General features: G+C 45.7%; 15 protein-coding genes and 1 tRNA gene. 4 read left to right on the forward strand and 12 right to left on the reverse strand.

The window, feature by feature from the left end; all coding sequences use genetic code 11:
• From AAB400_04620 to efp, 4 genes are all read left to right on the forward strand, one after another.
• Positions 1 to 570: 30S ribosomal protein S6 (locus AAB400_04620; protein ID MEK7649162.1), on the forward strand; the 570-nt coding region annotated here is incomplete at its 5' end.
• Between the two features lie 11 nt (positions 571 to 581).
• Entirely contained in the window at positions 582 to 1,019 is a 438-nt protein-coding gene (locus AAB400_04625; protein ID MEK7649163.1) for a single-stranded DNA-binding protein, read from the forward strand.
• Positions 1,020 to 1,022: 3 nt separating this feature from the next.
• The gene (gene rpsR, locus AAB400_04630) at positions 1,023 to 1,238 is read left to right on the forward strand and encodes a 30S ribosomal protein S18 (protein ID MEK7649164.1); all 216 of its coding nucleotides are present in this window, start codon (positions 1,023 to 1,025) and stop codon (positions 1,236 to 1,238) included.
• A gap of 14 nt (positions 1,239 to 1,252) precedes the next feature.
• Positions 1,253 to 1,819, forward strand: coding sequence for an elongation factor P (gene efp, locus AAB400_04635; GenBank protein ID MEK7649165.1), 567 nt, complete (start codon positions 1,253 to 1,255; stop codon positions 1,817 to 1,819).
• A 6-nt stretch (positions 1,820 to 1,825) separates the two neighbouring features.
• On the opposite strand, the gene recA is transcribed toward efp, so the two are convergent.
• The 12 genes from recA to ileS all read right to left on the reverse strand — a co-directional run bounded on the left by recA (position 1,826) and on the right by ileS (position 19,861).
• Positions 1,826 to 2,911, reverse strand: a complete 1,086-nt coding sequence (gene recA, locus AAB400_04640) for a recombinase RecA (GenBank protein ID MEK7649166.1) — start codon at positions 2,909 to 2,911, stop codon at positions 1,826 to 1,828.
• Positions 2,912 to 2,923: 12 nt separating this feature from the next.
• Entirely contained in the window at positions 2,924 to 3,634 is a 711-nt protein-coding gene (locus tag AAB400_04645; protein MEK7649167.1) for a helix-turn-helix domain-containing protein, read from the reverse strand.
• A 21-nt stretch (positions 3,635 to 3,655) separates the two neighbouring features.
• A complete protein-coding gene (locus AAB400_04650) occupies positions 3,656 to 5,908 on the reverse strand; it encodes a DNA translocase FtsK 4TM domain-containing protein (protein MEK7649168.1) in 2,253 nt (750 codons plus the stop codon).
• Between the two features lie 92 nt (positions 5,909 to 6,000).
• Positions 6,001 to 10,026 carry a DNA-directed RNA polymerase subunit beta' gene (rpoC, locus tag AAB400_04655; protein MEK7649169.1) on the reverse strand — a complete coding sequence of 1,342 codons (4,026 nt, stop codon included), beginning with the start codon at positions 10,024 to 10,026 and terminating at the stop codon, positions 6,001 to 6,003.
• Between the two features lie 5 nt (positions 10,027 to 10,031).
• Positions 10,032 to 13,241 (reverse strand): DNA-directed RNA polymerase subunit beta, encoded by a 3,210-nt coding sequence (rpoB, locus tag AAB400_04660; GenBank protein MEK7649170.1) that lies wholly within the window; start codon positions 13,239 to 13,241, stop codon positions 10,032 to 10,034.
• Positions 13,242 to 13,722: 481 nt separating this feature from the next.
• Entirely contained in the window at positions 13,723 to 14,289 is a 567-nt protein-coding gene (locus tag AAB400_04665; GenBank protein ID MEK7649171.1) for a 3'-5' exonuclease, read from the reverse strand.
• 4 nt (positions 14,290 to 14,293) lie between these two features.
• Entirely contained in the window at positions 14,294 to 14,629 is a 336-nt protein-coding gene (locus AAB400_04670; protein MEK7649172.1) for a tRNA-binding protein, read from the reverse strand.
• Between the two features lie 44 nt (positions 14,630 to 14,673).
• Positions 14,674 to 15,180, reverse strand: coding sequence for an SET domain-containing protein-lysine N-methyltransferase (locus tag AAB400_04675; protein MEK7649173.1), 507 nt, complete (start codon positions 15,178 to 15,180; stop codon positions 14,674 to 14,676).
• 68 nt (positions 15,181 to 15,248) lie between these two features.
• A tRNA-Arg gene (locus AAB400_04680) sits at positions 15,249 to 15,323 on the reverse strand.
• A gap of 5 nt (positions 15,324 to 15,328) precedes the next feature.
• Complete coding sequence (locus AAB400_04685) at positions 15,329 to 16,339, reverse strand: peptidoglycan bridge formation glycyltransferase FemA/FemB family protein (protein MEK7649174.1); 1,011 nt, start codon at positions 16,337 to 16,339, stop codon at positions 15,329 to 15,331.
• 9 nt (positions 16,340 to 16,348) lie between these two features.
• Entirely contained in the window at positions 16,349 to 16,927 is a 579-nt protein-coding gene (ruvA, locus tag AAB400_04690; protein MEK7649175.1) for a Holliday junction branch migration protein RuvA, read from the reverse strand.
• A gap of 9 nt (positions 16,928 to 16,936) precedes the next feature.
• On the reverse strand, positions 16,937 to 19,861 hold the full coding sequence (ileS, locus tag AAB400_04695) for an isoleucine--tRNA ligase (protein ID MEK7649176.1): 2,925 nt from the start codon (positions 19,859 to 19,861) through the stop codon (positions 16,937 to 16,939).
• Between the last annotated feature and the right edge of the window lie 129 nt (positions 19,862 to 19,990).

The following is a 19,990-nucleotide window of genomic DNA, read 5'->3' on the forward strand; positions in this document are numbered from 1 at the left end:
AAAAACAATGCTTCAACGGTCCATTTTGCGCATCATCTCGACAGAAAAAGGCTTGCGTACCCCATTGATACCCATACCTACGGATACTATTTTCTTGCTGAATTTGAGGCCGAGCATACCGCCATATCCGCAATCGAACGAGAGCTTTCGCTTATGAATAGCGTATTACGCCACTCTCTTGCTGTCAAAAAGACTGTTGGAAAACCTCCTGTTATTGAACGGAAGCAGGCATTCGACGCTCTGCCGGCAATGGAAGAAGTACAACCGGAATCACTCTCAGAACAACCGATTATTAGTCATACACAACAAACTCAACCGGTAAGCGCTCCTGTACTGCCGGAAACACCCGTGGTCGAATCTTCTCATGAGATTGCTCAACCCCCAGAAACAGAACCAATTCCCACTGTCACGCTCAAGACAGAACCTCAAGAAGAGACCCCCATAAAAGCATCGGAGCCAGAGCAATCTGATGCAGCTACCGCGCCAAAAGATCGGAAAAAACAAACAAAACTGAGCTATGAAGAGTTGGACAAAAGACTCGACGAGATCATTAATAATGATATTTTTTAACCAGATAGTCTATGGATCTCAATAAAGTCATGCTCATAGGCAGACTCACAAAAAATCCGGAATTGCGTTCAACGCCGAGCGGACAAAATGTTACTAGTTTCAGTGTTGCTACCAATCGCGTATTTACCGATGCGCAAGGACAGAAACAAGATCGGGCAGAGTTTCATAATATTGTTGCATGGGGTAAGCTCGCAGAAATATGCAGCCAGTATCTTGCAAAAGGACGGCGCGCCTACGTTGAGGGAAGATTGCAGACGCGGGACTGGGTAGGGCAAGACGGCGCGAGGCGCTATAGCACCGAAGTGGTTGCCGAAAATATGATTATCCTCGATTCAAAACAGGGCGGAGACCAGAGCCGATTCCAGCAAAACGCTTATGAAGGTCCGTCACCTGAACAATCTCAAAAAGGAGAGCAAGAAGAAACAACTATTGAAGAAATACCATTCTAACCTATGATCCAGCGAAAAAAGAAAGCATGTTATTTTTGCATTCATCCGACAACACCAATTGATTACAAAGATGTTGCCGTACTGCGACGCTTTATTTCATCCTACGGAAAAATTTCTCCGCGCCGCAGAAATGGAGTATGCGCAACACATCAGCGCAAATTGGCTGTTGCTATTAAGCGTGCACGTATCATGGCATTACTGCCTTTTGTCATACAATAAAAATAGGAGGCGAAATGGCACCACTCGATTCTCTCAATTCAATTAAGGTTGGGGCATACATCCTTTTCAATAACGAACCGTACCAGGTAATGACGGCGAATTTCGTGCGCATGCAGCAGCGCCAGCCGGTCATGCAGACAAAACTTAAAAACCTTATCACCGGCAAGGTTGTGGAATACAGCTTCAAGGCGGGAGAACGCCTCGAAGAGCCTGATTTGGAAAAACGAAAAGCAGACTATCTCTATACCGATCCGAGTGGGGTGTATTTTATGGACACATCGGATTTTGATCAGTTTACAATCAGTACAGATATGCTTGGCAATCGCGCACTCCTTCTGAAAGAAGGTACGCAGGTGGATGTTGTATACTTCAATGGAAACCCCATCTCCATCAGCCTTCCTCCAAAAATTGACCTCAAAGTAACATCAGCCCCACCGGCAATCAAGGGTGATACGGCAGGTAATGTGACAAAACAAGTAGAGCTCGAAACAGGGCTTTCAATCGCAACGCCTCTTTTTATCAAAGAGGGTGATACTATTCGTATCAATACGGAAACGGTTTCCTACGTCGAGCGAGTGTAAAAATCCTTACGCAACTGAGTCTGCCGTCTCGTCACTGTCGGAATCGGATAATGCGCCAACAACACTAGCGTCACCGTCTCCCTGGCGGAATTTCGCAAGTACCTCCTGGCGGATCATCTCAATGAGGTCTTTGCGAGTTGCAAGATACTGCTTGGCACTCTCGCGGCCTACGCCGATTTTTTCATCGCGATAGCTGTATGAATTACCCATTTTATTTACAACGCCATGTACAACTCCGGTCTCTAGCACATCGCCGGAAAGCGAAATGCCTTCGTTGTACATAATATCGAACTCTGCGATTTGAAAAGGCGGCGCAACTTTATTTTTTACAATTTTTGCTTTTGTACGATTGCCAATCATGCGATCGCCCTGTTTGAGTTGTGCGGTTTTTCGTATTTCAATACGAACTGAAGAATAAAACTTCAACGCGGTACCCCCGGTCGTTGTTTCAGGGTTACCAAACACGATGCCGATCTTCATGCGTGTTTGATTGATAAAAATAACGGTTGTCTTAGTTTTGGAAATGATTGCCGTGAGTTTGCGAAGCGCCTGACTCATAAGTCGCGCGTGAAGACCCATATGTGAATCTCCCATATCGCCTTCGATTTCCGCTTTGGGCGTGAGAGCTGCGACTGAATCCACAACAATAATATCGATAGCGTTTGACCGCACAAGCGTCTCTACAATCTCCAATGCCTGCTCTCCATTATCCGGCTGTGAGATAAATAAATCATTAATATTAATGCCAATCTTGCGGGCATATTCAGGATCAAGCGCATGTTCTGCATCCACAAATGCTGCGAGTCCTCCCTGTTTTTGTATTTCAGCGATTGCGTGTTGTGCAAGCGTTGTCTTGCCCGATGACTCTGGTCCATAAATTTCTATGACACGCCCCCGAGGAAAACCGCCGACTCCCAGAGCAATATCAATACTCAGACAACCTGATGAAATCACATCAACATTCATTTTTTTTGCTTCACCAAGTTTCATGATCGAGCCATCGCCAAAGCGGTCGCGAATCTGTTCGAGAGCTTCCTTTATGGCATTACTGCGCGCTTTGTCTGATAGTGTCGTGTCTTGTTGTTTTGTCATATGTTTTTATTGTTAATTTGAGGTGAATGGGCCCATGCGCAGCGCATGCTCGCGCCGATACATAACTCTTCTTTCTTCGCTTCGTTGTTTGCTGTATTTTTTTGAAGCTCCGATCGTTATGATATTCGTCCCCTCTGACAAAGTAACATCCTGCTCGAATCTCCCATCAGGTGCTGTGGCAACCTGTTCTCCGTTGATGGTTACTCGAGCATGCTCGCTTGTTACCCCCTGCACAACCACACGCCCTGTTGCACTTATTTCATCCTGTGCGGGTCGTACAATAGCCAGCGGGGGTGGACTCACTGCGCGGTATCCCAAAAAAAGCAGGTATGCAAAACAACCGCACACAACCAATGATAGGGAAATCGTCTTAATAAGCTGAGGAGCAACAATGAGTTGGCGAGCGCATACCGGGCGCATCGATCGGGTATTCGAAGTCATCCTCTGTTGGGAATAGGCGCTGCACTGCACATCATACTGAGCTTTCACGGTACTCCATTCCAATCCGAGATATGTGGCATACGACTTAAGAAAAAGCTCTTGATAGAGTTTTTCTGAAATTGCGGAAAATTGGTCATTCTCCATATGGAGAATATGTTTGACTGGGATCAAAAGAGCTTGAGAAATACCTCGTACGGAAAGCTTGTGCTCGCGCCGGCGCGAACGCAAACAATCACCGATGGTCATGGGAACTGTCGCTTGTGATGCCTTAAATGGAATCATAGGAGTGTCTCGCTGATCACCTTACGTGATTTCTTCGTCTTCATCAAGTGGATTACCGTTTTGATGGGTTAATGGCGATGTTGAGCGGATATCTACGTCATCTAGGTCGCGAACAAGTACCTCTCGTGGTTTTGCTCCATCTCCAGGACCAATAATCCCTTTTGCCTCCAAAAGATCAAGTATGCGCGCGGCACGCGCATAGCCAATCCGAAGTCTTCGCTGTAAAAGAGATGCAGATGCCTTATGTGCCTGCATAATAATCTCTGTTGCTTCGCCTAACAACTCATCATCGTCATCATCGGATCCGTTTCCAAATGAGCCGCTTCCATTGCGTTCGGTAACCCCTTCTTCATAGGTAGGCTCTCCCTGTTCTTTGAGTGCAGCAACGACGCGCTCAATTTCATCATCAGATACATATGCACCCTGCAACCGTACGGGCCTCGAAAGATCAGAGGAAATGTACAGCATATCTCCGCGGCCAATCAACTTCTCTGCGCCTGAAGTGTCTAAAATCGTACGCGAGTCCATCTGTGATGCAACAGCAAATGCAATGCGTGAGGTGATGTTCGCTTTAATTAAACCCGTAATGACATCCACGGATGGGCGTTGTGTTGCGAGAATAAGATGAATGCCGACAGCGCGCGCCATTTGCGCCAATCGGATAATAAGATTTTCCGCTTCCGGCCCAGATGTTACCATGATATCCGCCAACTCGTCGATGACAACAACAATATAGGGGAGCTTTTCTTCGGTTGTTTTATTGTACGATCCGATATCCCGCTTGCTTGCCTTCGAAAGAGTATCAAACCGCCGCTCCATTTCGCCAATTGTCCATTTCAATGCATTGATGGTCTTTTTTACATCCGTAATAACAGGAGTAAGTAAATGGGGAATATTGTTATAGCATGGCAGCTCCACTCGTTTCGGATCGATCATAATAAAACGAAGGTCGTCGGGTCCATTTTGAAACAGGAGGCTCATAATAATCGCATTGATGCAAACGGTTTTTCCCGAACCTGTTGAACCGGCGATCAGGAGATGTGGCATAGATGCAAGATGAGCAACGCGCGACGCTCCACTGACATCCTTGCCAAGAGCAACCATCATAGAAGACTTGCGCGCTTTGAATTCATCAGATTCAAGAAGTTGGCGCAACGTCACCAACGCTACGCGCTGATTCGGCACCTCAATTCCCACAAGCGCTTTGCCGGGAATAGGCGCCTCGATACGAATAGGATGCGCTGCAAGCGCAAGTGCAAGATCGTTGTGTAAGCCTGTAATCGATGAGAGTTTAATCCCCTCTGCCGGCTTAAACGTAAACTGCGTCACAGTGGGTCCGACATTCACCTCTCCCATCTCAACGGGAATGCCAAAATTTTCCAGCGTTTTTTGGATAACAAGCCTATTTGCCTTCACGTCACCACTTGTAGGCTGCAGCACTTTATTGGAAAGCAAATCAAGCGAAAGATGGATGGGAATTTTTTTCTTGGGCAGTTTGCGCACTTCCATTTTTTCTCCGTGTTCTTCTTGGTGAACGGCAGGAATTCGAATTTGTTCTTTTTCTTCCTCTAGCGGAGTTTGTTTTTTTGAAAATTCAATAAGCTCTTCTTGATCTTCCTCTTCATTGTGGAGAGGATCAAACCGAATAGAAGCCTGCGTAGGAATTCGTCGTGTTTGCAATTGCTGTACGATCCCACTACACACCTCCCGAATCTGAACAAAAAAATTCTTCAACGACGTGTTGAGAAGAATAAGGCATGAACTGATAAAGAGGGCGCTCAACACCAGAAGCGCGCCCCAAAATCCGATAATATTTGATAACGAGTACGAAAGAAAATATCCAGCTACACCGCCGCCCTGCCCTTCAAGCGCTGCTTGCCAACTCTGCTCTATTGGAAAATGAAGATGCCAAAACGCCGTGAATGACAGAAGAAAAAAAACAACACTCGTAGCATAGATAAGCGGATGCACAGACTCTTCTTTTGAATCATGGGAAAACTGTGTAAGCGCCAGAGCACACACAATGAAGGGGAATAAATATTTTGTAAAACCAAAGAGCACCGACAACCCTTCCGCTATCCATTCTCCAAATCTTCCAGCCAAACCAAAAAGGCTGAGCGCAGAGAGTCCTGCGAGCACAAATAGAAACATAATTCCGATGCCTTGCCGTATATGGTGAGGGATGTATTCAAACGAAAAAACGCGTCGCAGCATGATTCCTAATGCGCGCGCCGTACCACTCGGTGAGCGAGCTTGTTTTCCTCCTTTTTTCATGGCTATACCATCTATGAAGATACTATTCAGTATACCCGCTTGCATCCCAACAGACAAGGCTGCACTCCATCAATTCCCTCGCTTACAACACCCTAAACTATGTTGGTTTTTATATCTCTCCGACGTTTCCTCTCCTCGTATCCTGTTCCGACAGGAATAAGTCTTCCAATAATTACATTCTCTTTGAGGCCTCGCAGATAATCCGCCTTGCCGGTCACCGCGGCATTGATCAATACGCGTGCTGTTTCCTGGAAAGATGCGGCAGAAAGCCAGCTGCGCGTTGAAAGTGACGCCTTCGTAATTCCCATCAACAGCTCGCGTCCTTTTGCTTCCTGTTTATCTGCTTTTTTTGCAATAAGATTCGATTCAATAAACTCTCCCCGCTCTACAACCTCGCCTGCAATAAGATCAGTTTCCGCAGAATCAGTCACATAGATGCGCGAGAAAAGCTGGCGCACGATCGCTTCGATATGTTTGTCGTTGATCTTTTGCCCCTGTGACGAATAAATATGCTGAATCTCATTGATAATGTATTTCTGGGTTGCCTCCTTGCCTTTGAACTTAAATATAATTTGCAGATCAAGATCTCCTTCGGTAAGCGCATCACCAGGCTCAATAGTATCGCCGTCTTTAATGATGATAAATGCGCCCGCAGGAACAATATATTCTTTTTCGCTTCTGACCGGCACTTGCACCTTTACAGAAAGTTTTTCAATCTTTGCCTTACCATCCCGCCGCGATTTCACCTCAATTCCCTCTGCACTGACAAAAAGAATATCGCCGCTCTTCACATGCGCACCGTCTTCCGTTTTTAATTCAAGGGTTCCCTTTTTCTTCTTTGGACGGTTTTGGACATCGTCAAGAATGCTCTCTGTTTTCTTTTTTGGAGAAAAACGATACACATCTTCTTCGATATCATCAAACTCAATGGAAATAATCTTTTTTCCTTCTGCAGTACGGAGCAGTTCTTTTCCTTGGGCATCAACAGTAGATCGAGCGCGCTCATGAATCGATGCCTTGCCTCCTACTTCGGCAATGAGTGCCTTATTCTTTGGCGGCCGCGCTTCAAAAAGCTCTTCAACGCGAGGCAGCCCTTGAGTGATATCTGCTTGCGCCACACCTCCCGTATGAAACGTTCTCATAGTCAGCTGTGTACCCGGTTCACCCAAACTCTGCGCAGCGATAATACCAACAGCTGTGCCTTCTTTTACCATTTCGTTATATGCAAGGTCTATGCCGTAGCACTGTCTGCAAATGCCATCGAGCGTAGTACATGTAAGAAGGGAACGGATTGCGACTGATTCAACCTCTTCATCACGAAAGACGTGTTGATTTAATTTCGTAACGAGCTCACCTGACTTGAGGACAACTTTTTTCTTCGCTGAAAGCACGTCTTGCGCAATAGTGCGTCCGATAACCCGTTCGCCAAAATCCCCATCATGTCCAATATCTTTTTTTGTCATCGTAAAGCCAGTTCGATCACCGCAATCCTCTTCTGTCACCACAATATCCTGCGCCACATCCACCAAACGGCGCGTGAGGTATCCTGCGCTTGATGTGCGAAGTGCAGTATCTGCCAAACCTTTACGCGCTCCGTGAGTTGAAATGAAAAATTCCAACACATCAAGTCCTTCTTTAAAACTGCTTTTTATGGCAAGTTCGATAATTTCTCCCGCCGGGTTTGCCACCAAGCCCTTCATACCGACGACTTGATTCAACTGCGTCCAACTGCCGCGCGCCCCGGATCTGATAATGGAATACGTTGAGCCCTTTCGGTCGAGAGCCGCTTCACTCATCTTTGCAATTTTATCACGCACTTCTGTCCAAATAGTAATGACGCGACTCTTGCGTTCCTGGGACGTCAGCAAGCCCATATCATATTGGTTTTGCACGTCATCAATGCGCTTTTCCGCATCACGAATCAATGCAGGCTTTTCAGGCAGCGTCGGAATGTCCGCCATACCAAACGACATGCCCGATTCTGTCAAGTATTTGGTGCAAATTTCTTTAATGTGGTCCAGGAGTTGCGCCGTGCGCACCATGCCGCATCGCTCAAGCGATAATAGAACAATTTCGCTAAGCTTTTTCTTTTCAAGCGATGTGTTGTAAAACGGGATTTCCGGCGGCAAGCTGGCATTAAACAATATGCGTCCGATTGTTGTTTCAATACGCTTCTTCTCACGATCTTGAGGGGTGAGTTTTTCAGACAGTGTTGCAGTGGGCCGCACAAAAATCTTTTCTTGCAATGTGATCATTTTCAGTAAATATGCCGTAATGCCTTCTGTTTCAGATGCGAATGTCTTAATACCCTCGCTCCGCGCTTCTTCATCTTCATCCATGTACGTCATATGGAATGCGCCAAGAACGATGTCTTGATTTGGCATTGCAATCGGATCTCCTGTTGCAGGTTTAAGCAAGTTGCGGCTTGCAAGCATGAGCGTTTCCGCCTCTTCTCGCGCCTCAGCCGAAAGTGGCACGTGGACAGCCATTTGATCACCGTCAAAGTCTGCATTAAACGCCGGACAAACGAGCGGGTGAATCTGAATAGCCTTGCCTTCAATAAGAATAGGTTTGAATGCTTGAATGCCTAGACGGTGCAATGTTGGTGCGCGATTGAGGAGTACATAGGAATCACGAACAATATCTTCCAGAATATCCCATACTTCATCGCGGCCTGACTCAATAAATCTTGAAGCGCTTCTGACATTGTATACATATCCCCTGCTAATAAGCTGCCCCATGACAAATGGCTTAAAAAGATCCAGTGCCATAGTTTTTGGCAATCCGCATTGATGGATTTTAAGCGAAGGACCGACGACAATAACACTTCGACCGGAATAATCGATGCGCTTACCGAGCAGATTCTGACGGAAGCGTCCGCGCTTCCCTTTCAGCATGTCTGCAAGACTCTTAAGCTGCCGCTTCTGCCCCGTGGAAGCCATGACGGTTTTGCCATGCCGCGCAGAATTATCAATAAGTGCGTCCACTGCCTCCTGAAGCATGCGCTTTTCATTGCGACAGATTACTTCGGGAGCTTTAAGTTCAACGAGTTGTTTTAAGCGATTATTTCTATTAATAACACGACGATAGAGGTCGTTCAAATCGGATGTGGCAAAGCGGCCGCCATCGAGCGCAACCATCGGACGAAGGTCGGGTGGAATAACGGGAATGCGAGAAAGCACCATGCTTTCGGGCTTGATACCATTATGCATAAAACTTTTCACAAGCTTTGCGCGACGGACAAGTTTTTCATACTTCAGCCCTTGGGTTTCTTCAATTTCTTTAAGAAGTTGTTTATGCAGTGCCTTCAGATCGATTTTAGACAGGAGTGTCGTAATGGCCTCCGCACCGATATTTGCTTCAAAGAGGTGGCCGTATTTCATCGAAAGATCGCGATAGGAAATATCGCTCATAATGCGTAATGGCTTGAGCTGCTTAAGATCTTCTTCTGCCGACCGAAGCGCATCATCAATCTTTCCCATACTTTCCACCTTTTCCTTCTCCAGAGCAGTCAATTGTTTTTCGATATCCTTTTTTTCTGCTGCATTCTGAGCTGTCTCGAGCTTGCTACGCAGTTCATTTCCGCGGCGATTAATATCTTGATCGATAGATTTCCTTTTTGATTTTCCTTCATCGCGGAGTTGCTGAGTCGTATCGGCCTTAATCTGTTCATCAACGCTGATCACGACAAAACTTGCGAAGTAGAGGACTTTTTCCAGATTCTGCACAGACATATCGAGCAACATGCCGATTTTGGAAGGCACGCCACGCAAAAACCAAATATGCGAAACGGGCGCTGCCAAATCAATATTACCCATGCGTTCTCTGCGAACAATGGAACGCGTGACTTCTACGCCGCATTTGTCGCAAATGATTCCTTTATAGCGAATTTTTTTGTACTTACCGCAATAACATTCCCAATCTTTTGTCGGGCCAAAAATGCGCTCTGAAAAAAGACCGTCTTTTTCCGGACGCTGGGTGCGGTAATTGATAGTCTCGGGGCGTGTTACTTCGCCATAGGACCATCGTGCAATATCATCCGCAGAAGCAAGCTTCAGGCGGATTGCATCGAAATCTTCAAATGAGTGGATTGAATCTTTTTTTTCGTCGTATGCCATACGTGTTACTTTCGCTTTGAATCTTTATCTTTCTCGCGCATAAGTTCAACATCAAGACAGAGACCTTTCAACTCCCTCACGAGCACGTTGAATGCTTCGGGGACATTGAGTTTTTGGATAGGCTCGCCCTTGATGATTGCTTCGTATGCTTTCGAACGGCCCGACACGTCGTCCGATTTGATTGTTAATATTTCCTGCAGAGTATGTGCTGCGCCATATGCCTCCAATGCCCATACTTCCATTTCACCGAAACGCTGGCCACCGGATTGCGCCTTACCACCCAATGGCTGCTGGGTAATAAGCGAATAGGGCCCAATCGAGCGTTGATGGATTTTATCTTCAACCATATGGATGAGCTTCATCATATACATGCATCCCACAACGGTGCGCAAGCGGAATGGTTCGCCGGTACGGCCATCATAGAGCTGGTGCTTCCCATCCACAGCATAGCCTGCTTGAGCCAGCAAATCTTTGATCTTTTCTTCGGGAATGCCATCAAGCGCCGGTGTTGCAACTTTGATATTAAGTTTATGTGCAGCCATGCCCAAGTGAGTCTCGAGCAGCTGTCCAAGATTCATACGAGAAATAACACCCAAAAGACTCAATACTATATCCACCGGCCTGCCATCTTCCATAAATGGCATATCCTCTGCCGCTACCACGCGAGAAATAACGCCTTTGTTGCCATGACGACCTGCCATTTTGTCGCCGACTTGGATTTTGCGCAAATGTGCAACCGTCACCTGTACGTTTTTAATAACTCCAGAAGGAAGCTTGTCGCCATTGTCACGTGAAAAAATCTTTATATCAATAACTTTGCCGTGTTCGCCGTGCTCCATATACAGAGAAGAATCACGTATGTCTTTTGCTTTTTCGCCGAAAATCGCGCGGAGAAGTTTTTCTTCAGGAGAGAGTTCTGTTTCTCCTTTTGGCGTGATCTTGCCTACCAAAATATCACCCGACTTTACTTCGGCACCAATACGAATAATGCCGTCTTCATCGAGGTCTTTCAATTTCTCTTCGCTCACATTCGGAATGTCGCGAGTAATAATTTCCGGTCCCAACTTTGTGTCGCGCACTGCGAGGGGGTAATGTTCAATATGAATGGACGTGTACCGATCATTATGCACAAGGCGTTCGTTGATCAAAATAGCATCTTCATAGCTGCCAAGTTCCCACGACATGAATGCCACAGTCACATTTTGTCCCAGCGCAAGCTCTCCCAGTTCCGTTGCCGGCCCATCTGCAAGCACCGCTCCGGCCTTTACTGAATCGCCAAGCGAAACAATTGGTTTTTGATTTAAGCATGTCGAAGCATTCGAGCGCTGGAACTTCTGCAGTGAATAGCTTTTTACTTCTCCATCCTTCGTCTGCACATTAATCTGATCTGCCTCCACACCCACAACCACTCCGTCATCTTCGGAAATAATCATACGGCCGGAATCATATGCCGAGCGGCCTTCAATGCCGGTACCAACAACAGGAGATTGCGGACGGACCAACGGCACGGCTTGGCGTTGCATATTCGAACCCATCAAAGCACGTGATGCGTCATCATGTTCAAGAAACGGGATAGATGATGTTGATACGCTTACAATTTGATTAGGAGCGACATCCATATATTCGACTGATGCGCTGTCTTCCATTGCCGGTTGGCCAAATTTGCGCACTTCGGCTTTTTCAGAAAGAAAATATCCCTTTTCATCTAAGAGCGTCGTGGCTGCAGTTGTAATGTGTTTTTCTTCGGTAAATGCATCCATGTATACAATATCGTCAGTGACGCGTGCGCGCCCATCTTTTTCTATCACTACTTTTCTAAATGGCGTTTCGATAAATCCGTATTCATTAATGCGCGCATAGGACGCTAAGTGTCCCACGAGGCCGATATTCGGACCTTCCGGCGTTGCAATCGGGCAAATGCGACCATAGTGCGTAGAGTGCACATCGCGCACTTCAAAACCTGCGCGTTCACGACTCAAACCGCCCGGTCCCAATGCGGAAATACGCCGTTTATGTTCAAGTTCGGATAACGGATTCACTTGATCCATGAATTGCGACAGCTGCGAGGACATGAAAAATTCCTTCACGGCCAAAATAACAGGACGGGCATTGATAAGTTTTGTGGGGGTGATTGCGGTAATATCCAGCGTACTCATGCGATCACAGATAATCCTGCGCATGCGAACCAGCCCCATGCGAAATTTATTTTGAATAAGTTCTCCAACGCCCCGAATGCGCCGATTGCCCAAATGATCAATATCGTCGGGCTCTTCCTGAGAAACATTGTAGCGGATAATTTCAGCAATAATACTTACCAAGTCTTCTTTCCTAAGCACTCGGAATTCCTTTTCTTTCGGAGAAACATCCTGATTAAAACATTGGTTAAGCTTGTGCCTGCCCACACGACTCAAATCATAGCGATCAAACCGGAAAAACATATCATGGATCAAGCCGCGAGCAGTATCGGGGGTCGCGAGATCTCCGGGGCGAATGCGCTTATGCACCTCTATCAGCCCGCTCTCTTCATCGATTGAAGGATCTTTCCCTAATGTTGTTTCGATAAAGCGCATTTCAGGATGCACATCGATTTTTTCAAATACTTTCTCTATCTCCTCATTCGTGCCATACCCCATAGCGCGCAAAAATGCGGTAACGGGTATTTTCCGCTTTCGATCGATCTTCACCCAAATGATATTGTTTTCATCAGTTTCAAATTCAAGCCATGCTCCACGGTTTGGGATAAGCTTTGCGCCATAAAACCGCTTTTCTTGGCCGCGATACGTTGTTGAAGAAAAATAAACGCCCGCGGATCTGATCAGCTGCGATACCACGACACGTTCAACGCCATTTACAATAAATGTCCCGCGGTCGGTCATGACAGGGAAATCGCCCAAGAAAATGTCTTGTTCTTTTTCTTCTCCTGTTCTCCTGTTTGCAAGCTTTGTTTTGATCCAAAGCGCCCGCTCATACGTGAGATTGCGCGTCAAACTTGTCTTTTCATCAAACTTCGGGTCATCAAAATAATAATCGGTAAACCAAAGCTCCAAATCACGACCCGTAAAATCGGTAACGGGAGAAATTTCGTCAAAAAGCTCCTTAAGCCCCTCGCTAACAAACCACTTATACGAATCCCTTTGGACTTCGATAAGATCGGGAAGCGGAGTAACATCATGTTCTTTGGTAAAATACTTTCGTTGTGTTTTTGGCATGTGCATAAAAGTCTTTACGGCAATTCATGAGTGATTATTTTCCCCCTCGTGTCTGCCCGTGGGATGACTTCCCAAAGGGTCCGCAAATGAACAAAAAAAACACCAATAAAATCTTTTTGGTGATTACTGAATCGACTCTCTACACTAATTGAGGCGCTTTGTATTGAAAAACTGCATTGAATTGAATGTTTCCCCGCACTTCTAAAAGCACCACTACGGTATGCCTAGCATAGCTTCTTTACTCAAGACTGTCAAGAGCGCTATTCACATTATGGCGTACACAGGAAATTTCCGTATATTTATAAGCAATAAAGGGGAAAAGTATTATAAATATAATAAAAATTAGTATTTGAGGAATTAATGTATCAACAGATATGATGTTTCTATCCACATGTTATCCACACCATAAATCTTAAAATAATAAGGAAATTTGCCAGTTTTCAACAGAAAGTGCATGACATTTTTTCTTTGTGCGACACTTCCGGAGTTATTGAATGTTATACTTTTTTTCAAGAAGCTTTTGAAAAACTTTAATGGTTGCGATTACGTCATCAAGCGAGCGATGTGTTGGCGCATGATCGACGCCGAGATGGCTCACAAGCGATTGGAGGCTATATGACGGGATGTTCAGGAGTTTGCGCGCAAGAAATTTTGTATCAAATACCGCCGGGCACTGCAAGACAAGCGAATGCCGTGCAAGATGAAAATTAAGAATACGAAGATCAAATGCAATAACGTTTTGCCCTAACAACGCCGCGCCTTCGGTAAATTGAGTAAACCTCGTAAGAACATCTCGCAAAGGACTCCCCTGCTTTTGTAGTACTTCGAGAGAAATCTTATGGACAGCAAACGCATCGGGATTCGGAATGCCGTCAAAAGCGATAAGGGAATGAAATTCTTCTGCACCTTGAGGAAATTCATTGAGCATTCCCGCTTTTATTTTTATGGCACCAATTTCAACAATAGCCGTATCAGTCTCAAAACCATTCGTCTCAAGATCAAAGCATACAAGATCAAATGCGCCGCCTAGAAGTTGTTGGTACTGAGTTTGCATAGCTCTATCCGAGCTTTGCGCCATTTGGCACTGATTGGTCAGGAACAGCCAGAACGACAGTTCCATTCGCCCGATAAAGGCCGGTTACTAACACTTCGGATTCAAAAGGGCCGATTCTCTTTTTTGGAAAATTTATAACGCAAAGCACTTGCTTGCCATGTAGTTGTTCTTTTGTATACAGATCCACAATTTGAGCGCTGGATTGTTTGACGCCAAACTCGCCAAGATCAACGGAAAGTTTGTAGGCGGGTTTTCTGGCTTCGGGAAAATCTTCGACGGCAATAATTGTTCCGACTCGTAATTCTATTTTTGTAAAATCATCCCACGTAATTGATTGCATATGGTTATTCGTTTCTGTTTTTTCTTTGACGGTAATGAAGATTTTTAATTTTTCTCAATAAGTTGTTGTATAAATGTTGAAAAGTATCCCTTATACTTTTCTTGTAAATCCTTGCGCTTCCAATCTTCGCCAGAAACCATGCGTCTACAATTGTTTTCGCCACAAAGACATTCCATTTCTGTACAAGTCACATCATGCCAGTTGGCATCAGTCATTGCATAATCATACGTTATTTCTTCTCCAGTTTGGATATCTCTCATGGCTACCAAAACGACTTGCCCTCGAAAACCGCAGATTGGATTGCAGGAGTGGTTGATCTGAAAGACACCATCTAATCTTTCCTTCATTGGCTCTATCGGACAAATAAGAAAGCCTTCTTCTATTTGAAAACAGTGATCGCAAAAAGGTTTATAGTCCGATTCCTTAATGTGTTTATAGTTCATGATCCGACCGCCTTGAACAACTATAATTTCGTCTTTGACTATCGGTGCATTGGCGAAAGAGCCGACTCCTTTTTTGCCTGCATCCTTAACTGTGATTTTTTGATTCACCCAAGATATCATAAAAAATATATAGACCGCCAACCAAAAAATCGGTCAAATTGAAAAAAGTCAGATTTTGGTGCACCCGGCAGGAATCGAACCTGCATTTCAGGCTTCGGAGGCCCGCGTCCTATCCATTGAACGACGGATGCGTATCTTATCGCTTTTGCGCCCCGCCAAGCGTCCTTCGTACTCTCCGAAGGATGTTATACAAACGGTACTGCAGCGGCTTAGTAACACTATCAAATGTTCCGGGGCGGCTGACGGCAATGCCTCCAAATCCTTTTTTGAAACGTGTGATGCCGCTCCAAGGATGACTTGAGTCATCAGTATCGGCAATCCCCCAAAAATCGTACGCATGGCACCCCATGCTTTGGGCGTCTTGAATGCCTGTCCACTGCAGCGCATAGGCGCCCATCGCTTCACGATACTCCGACGCGCTGCCGCCATAGAGATATGTGGCAACGCCACCAAAGGTTACCACGAGAATTGCCCCGATCATTGTATCGCTATACCATGCGCAATACAAATGGATTGATGCGTGCATATGATCAGATTCTCCATGCACAAATGACGAAAACAACAACCGATAATAGTCTTCCGTTTGTACGCGATACGATTGCCTCTCGCCGGTTGAACGAAACAGCTTGATCGCTTGTTGGCACCAGTCTTGGTAGGATGCATCATGTGGCAGGGCTCGTTGCACGACGACCCCTTTTCGACTAGCAAGTCCGATATTGTACCGTGTTTTCGGATGCATCTGATTCAGAAGTGTCGAGATATCCGGCGAGAGAGAGAGAAGAAGTGTCGTTGACGGCGTAAGCTCTTTGGTTCGCAAAATACTGGCCTGCTCCAACGTTTTTTTTGGTTCAAACCGCACAAAAATTGACTGAGGGTCAGCATGCGAACAGTCGTTAAAAAATTGTTGGTACTCTTCACTAGCAAGAAGCGGGTAGTACGGTGCATACCAATATCCGTATTTGCCTATAAGTGGATAACGAATGGCCTGTACTGCTGCATTTCCGGATGCGGTACCATAGATTTTCCGCATGATACGAAATCCTCTTTTTTCTTGGAATACACCCCATTCATGGCTCTGCAAAAAAGGAGGGTGTTCCTGTTGGACAAAAAAAGCATTCCATTCTTCTGGCTTGATATGCTCTGTCATACAATGGGATTATCTTGCACTCTTCCCAAGAGTTTTGAGTGCCGCTTTCAAACGAGCTTCGACGCCTTCTATGGTAGTATCGAGTGCAAACACAGCAGTGCATGCATCGATCTGGGAATATCCAAGACTTACAAGCGCATCAATAATATCTGTATCATTTTGAGTATGCGCACTCTGCGATAGTCCGATTCCATGAAGTTTTCCTTTCAGTTCAATAATGATGCGCTCTGCTGTTTTTGATCCAATACCTGACAATGTCTTAAGCAATCCCGCATCTCCCATGCCTACCGCACGATGAATTGCATCAACAGTGCATGCATTCAGAATGCCAAGCGCTGTTTTCGGCCCAATGCCGGATATTGCAAGGAGTTGTGCAAAGAGTCCCAATTCTCGCTGTTCGTGAAATCCATACAGTTCGGCGGTATTTTCACGCAGGTGGTAGTGGAGGTGCAATGCGATCTTAGTACCAAGCGCATGGGAATGGTTGAACGCGTCCGTTACGGCAACGCGATACCCAAGGCCGCCAACATCAATAATAATCGACTGCCCTTCTTTCGATATAATTGTTCCCTGTATATAGGCAAGCATGGCGGGTATTTATGAAACAAGGGCAAGAGCAATAGTGCTCTCGTTTATGGTAACAGTACTTGCATCACTCCGTGCTTCAACGACAATATCTCGCGCAAGCACATGTTTTTTGAGGTAATCAGTATTTTTTTGAATGACTGAAAGAATATGCATATCATCTGTCGACACATACAGTGCTACCAAATCACGAACGGTGAGTCCTCGCTCTTTTCGGAATGCATTAATAGCCCGCACGAGTTCGCGTAACGTACCCTCCTCGTGCAGTGCATCGGTAAGAACAGTGTTCAGCGCAATACCTCTATCCCCATCTTGTTTTGCCATCCATCCATCCCCCGTCGGCAACTCTTTTTGAATACATACCATCTTCACATTCACTTCTTCTTTGACGATATCAAGCAGGTCGGCGGGGACATCATGTGTACACACCAATTCCGAAAGCGGCTGACGTAGCCGTATGCCACTTTCTGCGCGCAATGAATGAGCGACAACCACCGTTGCGCGGACAGTAGCCATATTCTCTTCGAGCTGCAGATCAATGAGTGATTCATCTACCTCGGGCCACGCTACCAAATGCACCGACTCGCCAAGGGAAACTTCTTTGGCAATCATCTCTGCCAAAAACGGCATGAACGGCGCAATAATGCGAGCTGTTACCGAAAGCACTTCTCGAAGTGTTGCCCGTACAGCACGCACATCACCTTCCACTTCACTTCTAAAGCGGTCGCGTGAACGGCGAAGATACCATGTCGATAGATCATCAATGAACGCTCGGATGGGCCTGCCTGCTTTTACAGTAGCGTAGTGGTCCATATGCTCCGTTACTTCTTTTACAAGAGATTGAGTTTTGGAAAGAATCCAGCGATCAAGAGAGTGAGATGACAACGTCGATTCTCCGAGGGTGTCCTCTTTGGCATAGAGCGCGTAGTATTCTGTGACATTCCAAAGCATACCCACAACCTTATTATACACCTCGCGCACTTCGCGATCATTAAAGAACAGATTGTCGGCATCCATCACAACACTCGTCATGAGATAATACCGCAGTGCATCTACGCCATACTGTTCAATGATCGCCCACGGATCCGTATAATTCATTTTTGACTTTGAGAGTTTTTCTTTTTTTTCATTCAAAATCGTTCCGGTCGTAACACAGTGCTGGAAACTTACGCTATCAAACAGGAGGGTTGATATCACGTGCATGTAATAAAACCAAGCTCGTGTCTGTGCAATATATTCCGCAATATACTGTCCGGGAAAGCGCTTTTTGAAAACCTCCTCATTCTCAAACGGATAGTGAAATTCCGCAAATGGCATAGATGCAGATTCAACCCAGCAGTCAATTACTTCCGGGATGCGATCCATCACTCCGCCGCAGTGATCGCACTTCAGCTTAATCTGATCGACAACATGTTTGTGAAGATCAATATCATCAATGATATCAGTTGAAAACACGGCATTAAAATTAAGGGCTTGCTCTTTAAGTTCGCGCACGCTGCCAATGCACGTAACGGCAGTACAGGATGCTGTGTTGGTGCAACGCCAAAACGGCAGTGGTGTGGCCCAATACCTGTTGCGGGAAATATTCCAATCGGGAGCTGTTTGGAGAATGTTCAGAAACCTTCCATGCTTGAGATGCTCGGGATACCAGGAAATGTTTTCATTCAATTCAATTAAGCGGGATTTGATTTTTTGGATATTAATAAACCATGCGGGAATCGCATTATAGATAAGCGGCGTATCACAGCGCCAGCAATGCGGATATGAATGAGTGTTCTGCTCACGCGCAAATAGCAATCCATTCTCCTCAAGATGTTTTTTTATATTTTTTTCCGCTTGCCTAATATAGATCCCGCGCAAAAAATCCGGTGCAAGTTCATTGTATTCCGCACGATCGTTAAGCAATTGCACCATGGGCAGCCCCAGTGCGACGCCAAGATTGTAGTCATCTTCGCCGTACATCACTGCCGTATGCACTATGCCGGTACCTTCATTGGTTGTTACAAAATCTCCGGCAACAACACAGTAGGCCCGCTTGCCGCTCTCGCGTATTGCAGGTACGTCAAACAGGGGTTCATACTCCAAACCAACAAGTTCACTTCCTTTTTGTTCTTTTACTATTAGTAATTCATCATCGCCAAACACTGCCTGCATCCGCTCTTTTGCAAGAATAAATCGCACAAGACCTCCCGCTCCTTCATCTTTTTTTTCTACGGTTACATAGGCGATATCCTCACCAACCGCAAGCGCTACATTTCCCGGTAGTGTCCATGGGGTTGTCGTCCATGCAAGAATTGATGTATTCTCCTGTCCTCTTACGCGAAACTCCACTGTCACTGCTTCTTCGGTAATATCTTGGTAGCTGTTGTCCATCGCGATCTCCGCCTTGGATACCGGCGTCTCGCAATGGGGGCAGTACATGAGTACTTTCAGGCCTTCATAAATCAATCCCTTGTCCCAAATGGTTTTGATCGCCCACCATACTGATTCCATATATGAGGAATCCATGGTTTTGTAGGCGTTATCAAACTCCACCCAACGCCCAATGCGGCGGATCATTTCTTTCCATTCCTGAGTATATGTGAGCACTGCCGAGCGGCATGCCTCATTGAAATGCTCCACACCCTGTTCTGTGATTTCTTTTTTCCCGGAAATGCGAAGCTTTTTTTCGATCAAGTTTTCAATAGGAAGGCCATGGCAATCCCATCCCCATCGGCGGCGTACGCGATACCCCTTCATGGTCCAGTAGCGAGGAACAACATCTTTGATGACGGAACTTAAAATGTGCCCATAGTGAGGTAATCCTGTCGCAAATGGCGGACCATCATAAAAGACATATGGTCTGTCTTCTGGGCGCTCAGCAACAGAACGCTCGAAAATGCGCTCTTTTTCCCAATAGTCAAGTATTTCTTTTTCCCGATCGGATACTGTTGCCATATATTTTTTATGTGTATTCCTTACTCTATCTGAAGAATACGGTAAATTCAAGTATACTAACTGTCAGATCTCACAAATAGCGTGATCGCCAACCGAATGAAACCAAACCACATTCTTGTTATTGTTCGG

The organism is Patescibacteria group bacterium, assembly GCA_038065255.1.
Classification (GTDB): domain Bacteria; phylum Patescibacteriota; class Patescibacteriia; order JACQRZ01; family JACQRZ01; genus JBBTRI01.

Excerpts from the sequence above, each read along its gene's own strand:
- rpoC (MEK7649169.1), bottom strand. The coding sequence starts at position 10,026 with ATGGCATACGACGAAAAAAAAGATTCAATCCACTCATTTGAAGATTTC.
- ileS (MEK7649176.1), bottom strand. The coding sequence starts at position 19,861 with ATGGCAACAGTATCCGATCGGGAAAAAGAAATACTTGACTATTGGGAA.
- rpoB (MEK7649170.1), bottom strand. The coding sequence starts at position 13,241 with ATGCACATGCCAAAAACACAACGAAAGTATTTTACCAAAGAACATGAT.
- AAB400_04625 (MEK7649163.1), top strand. The coding sequence starts at position 582 with ATGGATCTCAATAAAGTCATGCTCATAGGCAGACTCACAAAAAATCCG.
- rpsR (MEK7649164.1), top strand. The coding sequence starts at position 1,023 with ATGATCCAGCGAAAAAAGAAAGCATGTTATTTTTGCATTCATCCGACA.
- ruvA (MEK7649175.1), bottom strand. The coding sequence starts at position 16,927 with ATGCTTGCCTATATACAGGGAACAATTATATCGAAAGAAGGGCAGTCG.
- AAB400_04685 (MEK7649174.1), bottom strand. The coding sequence starts at position 16,339 with ATGACAGAGCATATCAAGCCAGAAGAATGGAATGCTTTTTTTGTCCAA.
- AAB400_04650 (MEK7649168.1), bottom strand. The coding sequence starts at position 5,908 with ATGAAAAAAGGAGGAAAACAAGCTCGCTCACCGAGTGGTACGGCGCGC.
- AAB400_04665 (MEK7649171.1), bottom strand. The coding sequence starts at position 14,289 with ATGCAAACTCAGTACCAACAACTTCTAGGCGGCGCATTTGATCTTGTA.
- AAB400_04670 (MEK7649172.1), bottom strand. The coding sequence starts at position 14,629 with ATGCAATCAATTACGTGGGATGATTTTACAAAAATAGAATTACGAGTC.
- recA (MEK7649166.1), bottom strand. The coding sequence starts at position 2,911 with ATGACAAAACAACAAGACACGACACTATCAGACAAAGCGCGCAGTAAT.
- AAB400_04645 (MEK7649167.1), bottom strand. The coding sequence starts at position 3,634 with ATGATTCCATTTAAGGCATCACAAGCGACAGTTCCCATGACCATCGGT.
- efp (MEK7649165.1), top strand. The coding sequence starts at position 1,253 with ATGGCACCACTCGATTCTCTCAATTCAATTAAGGTTGGGGCATACATC.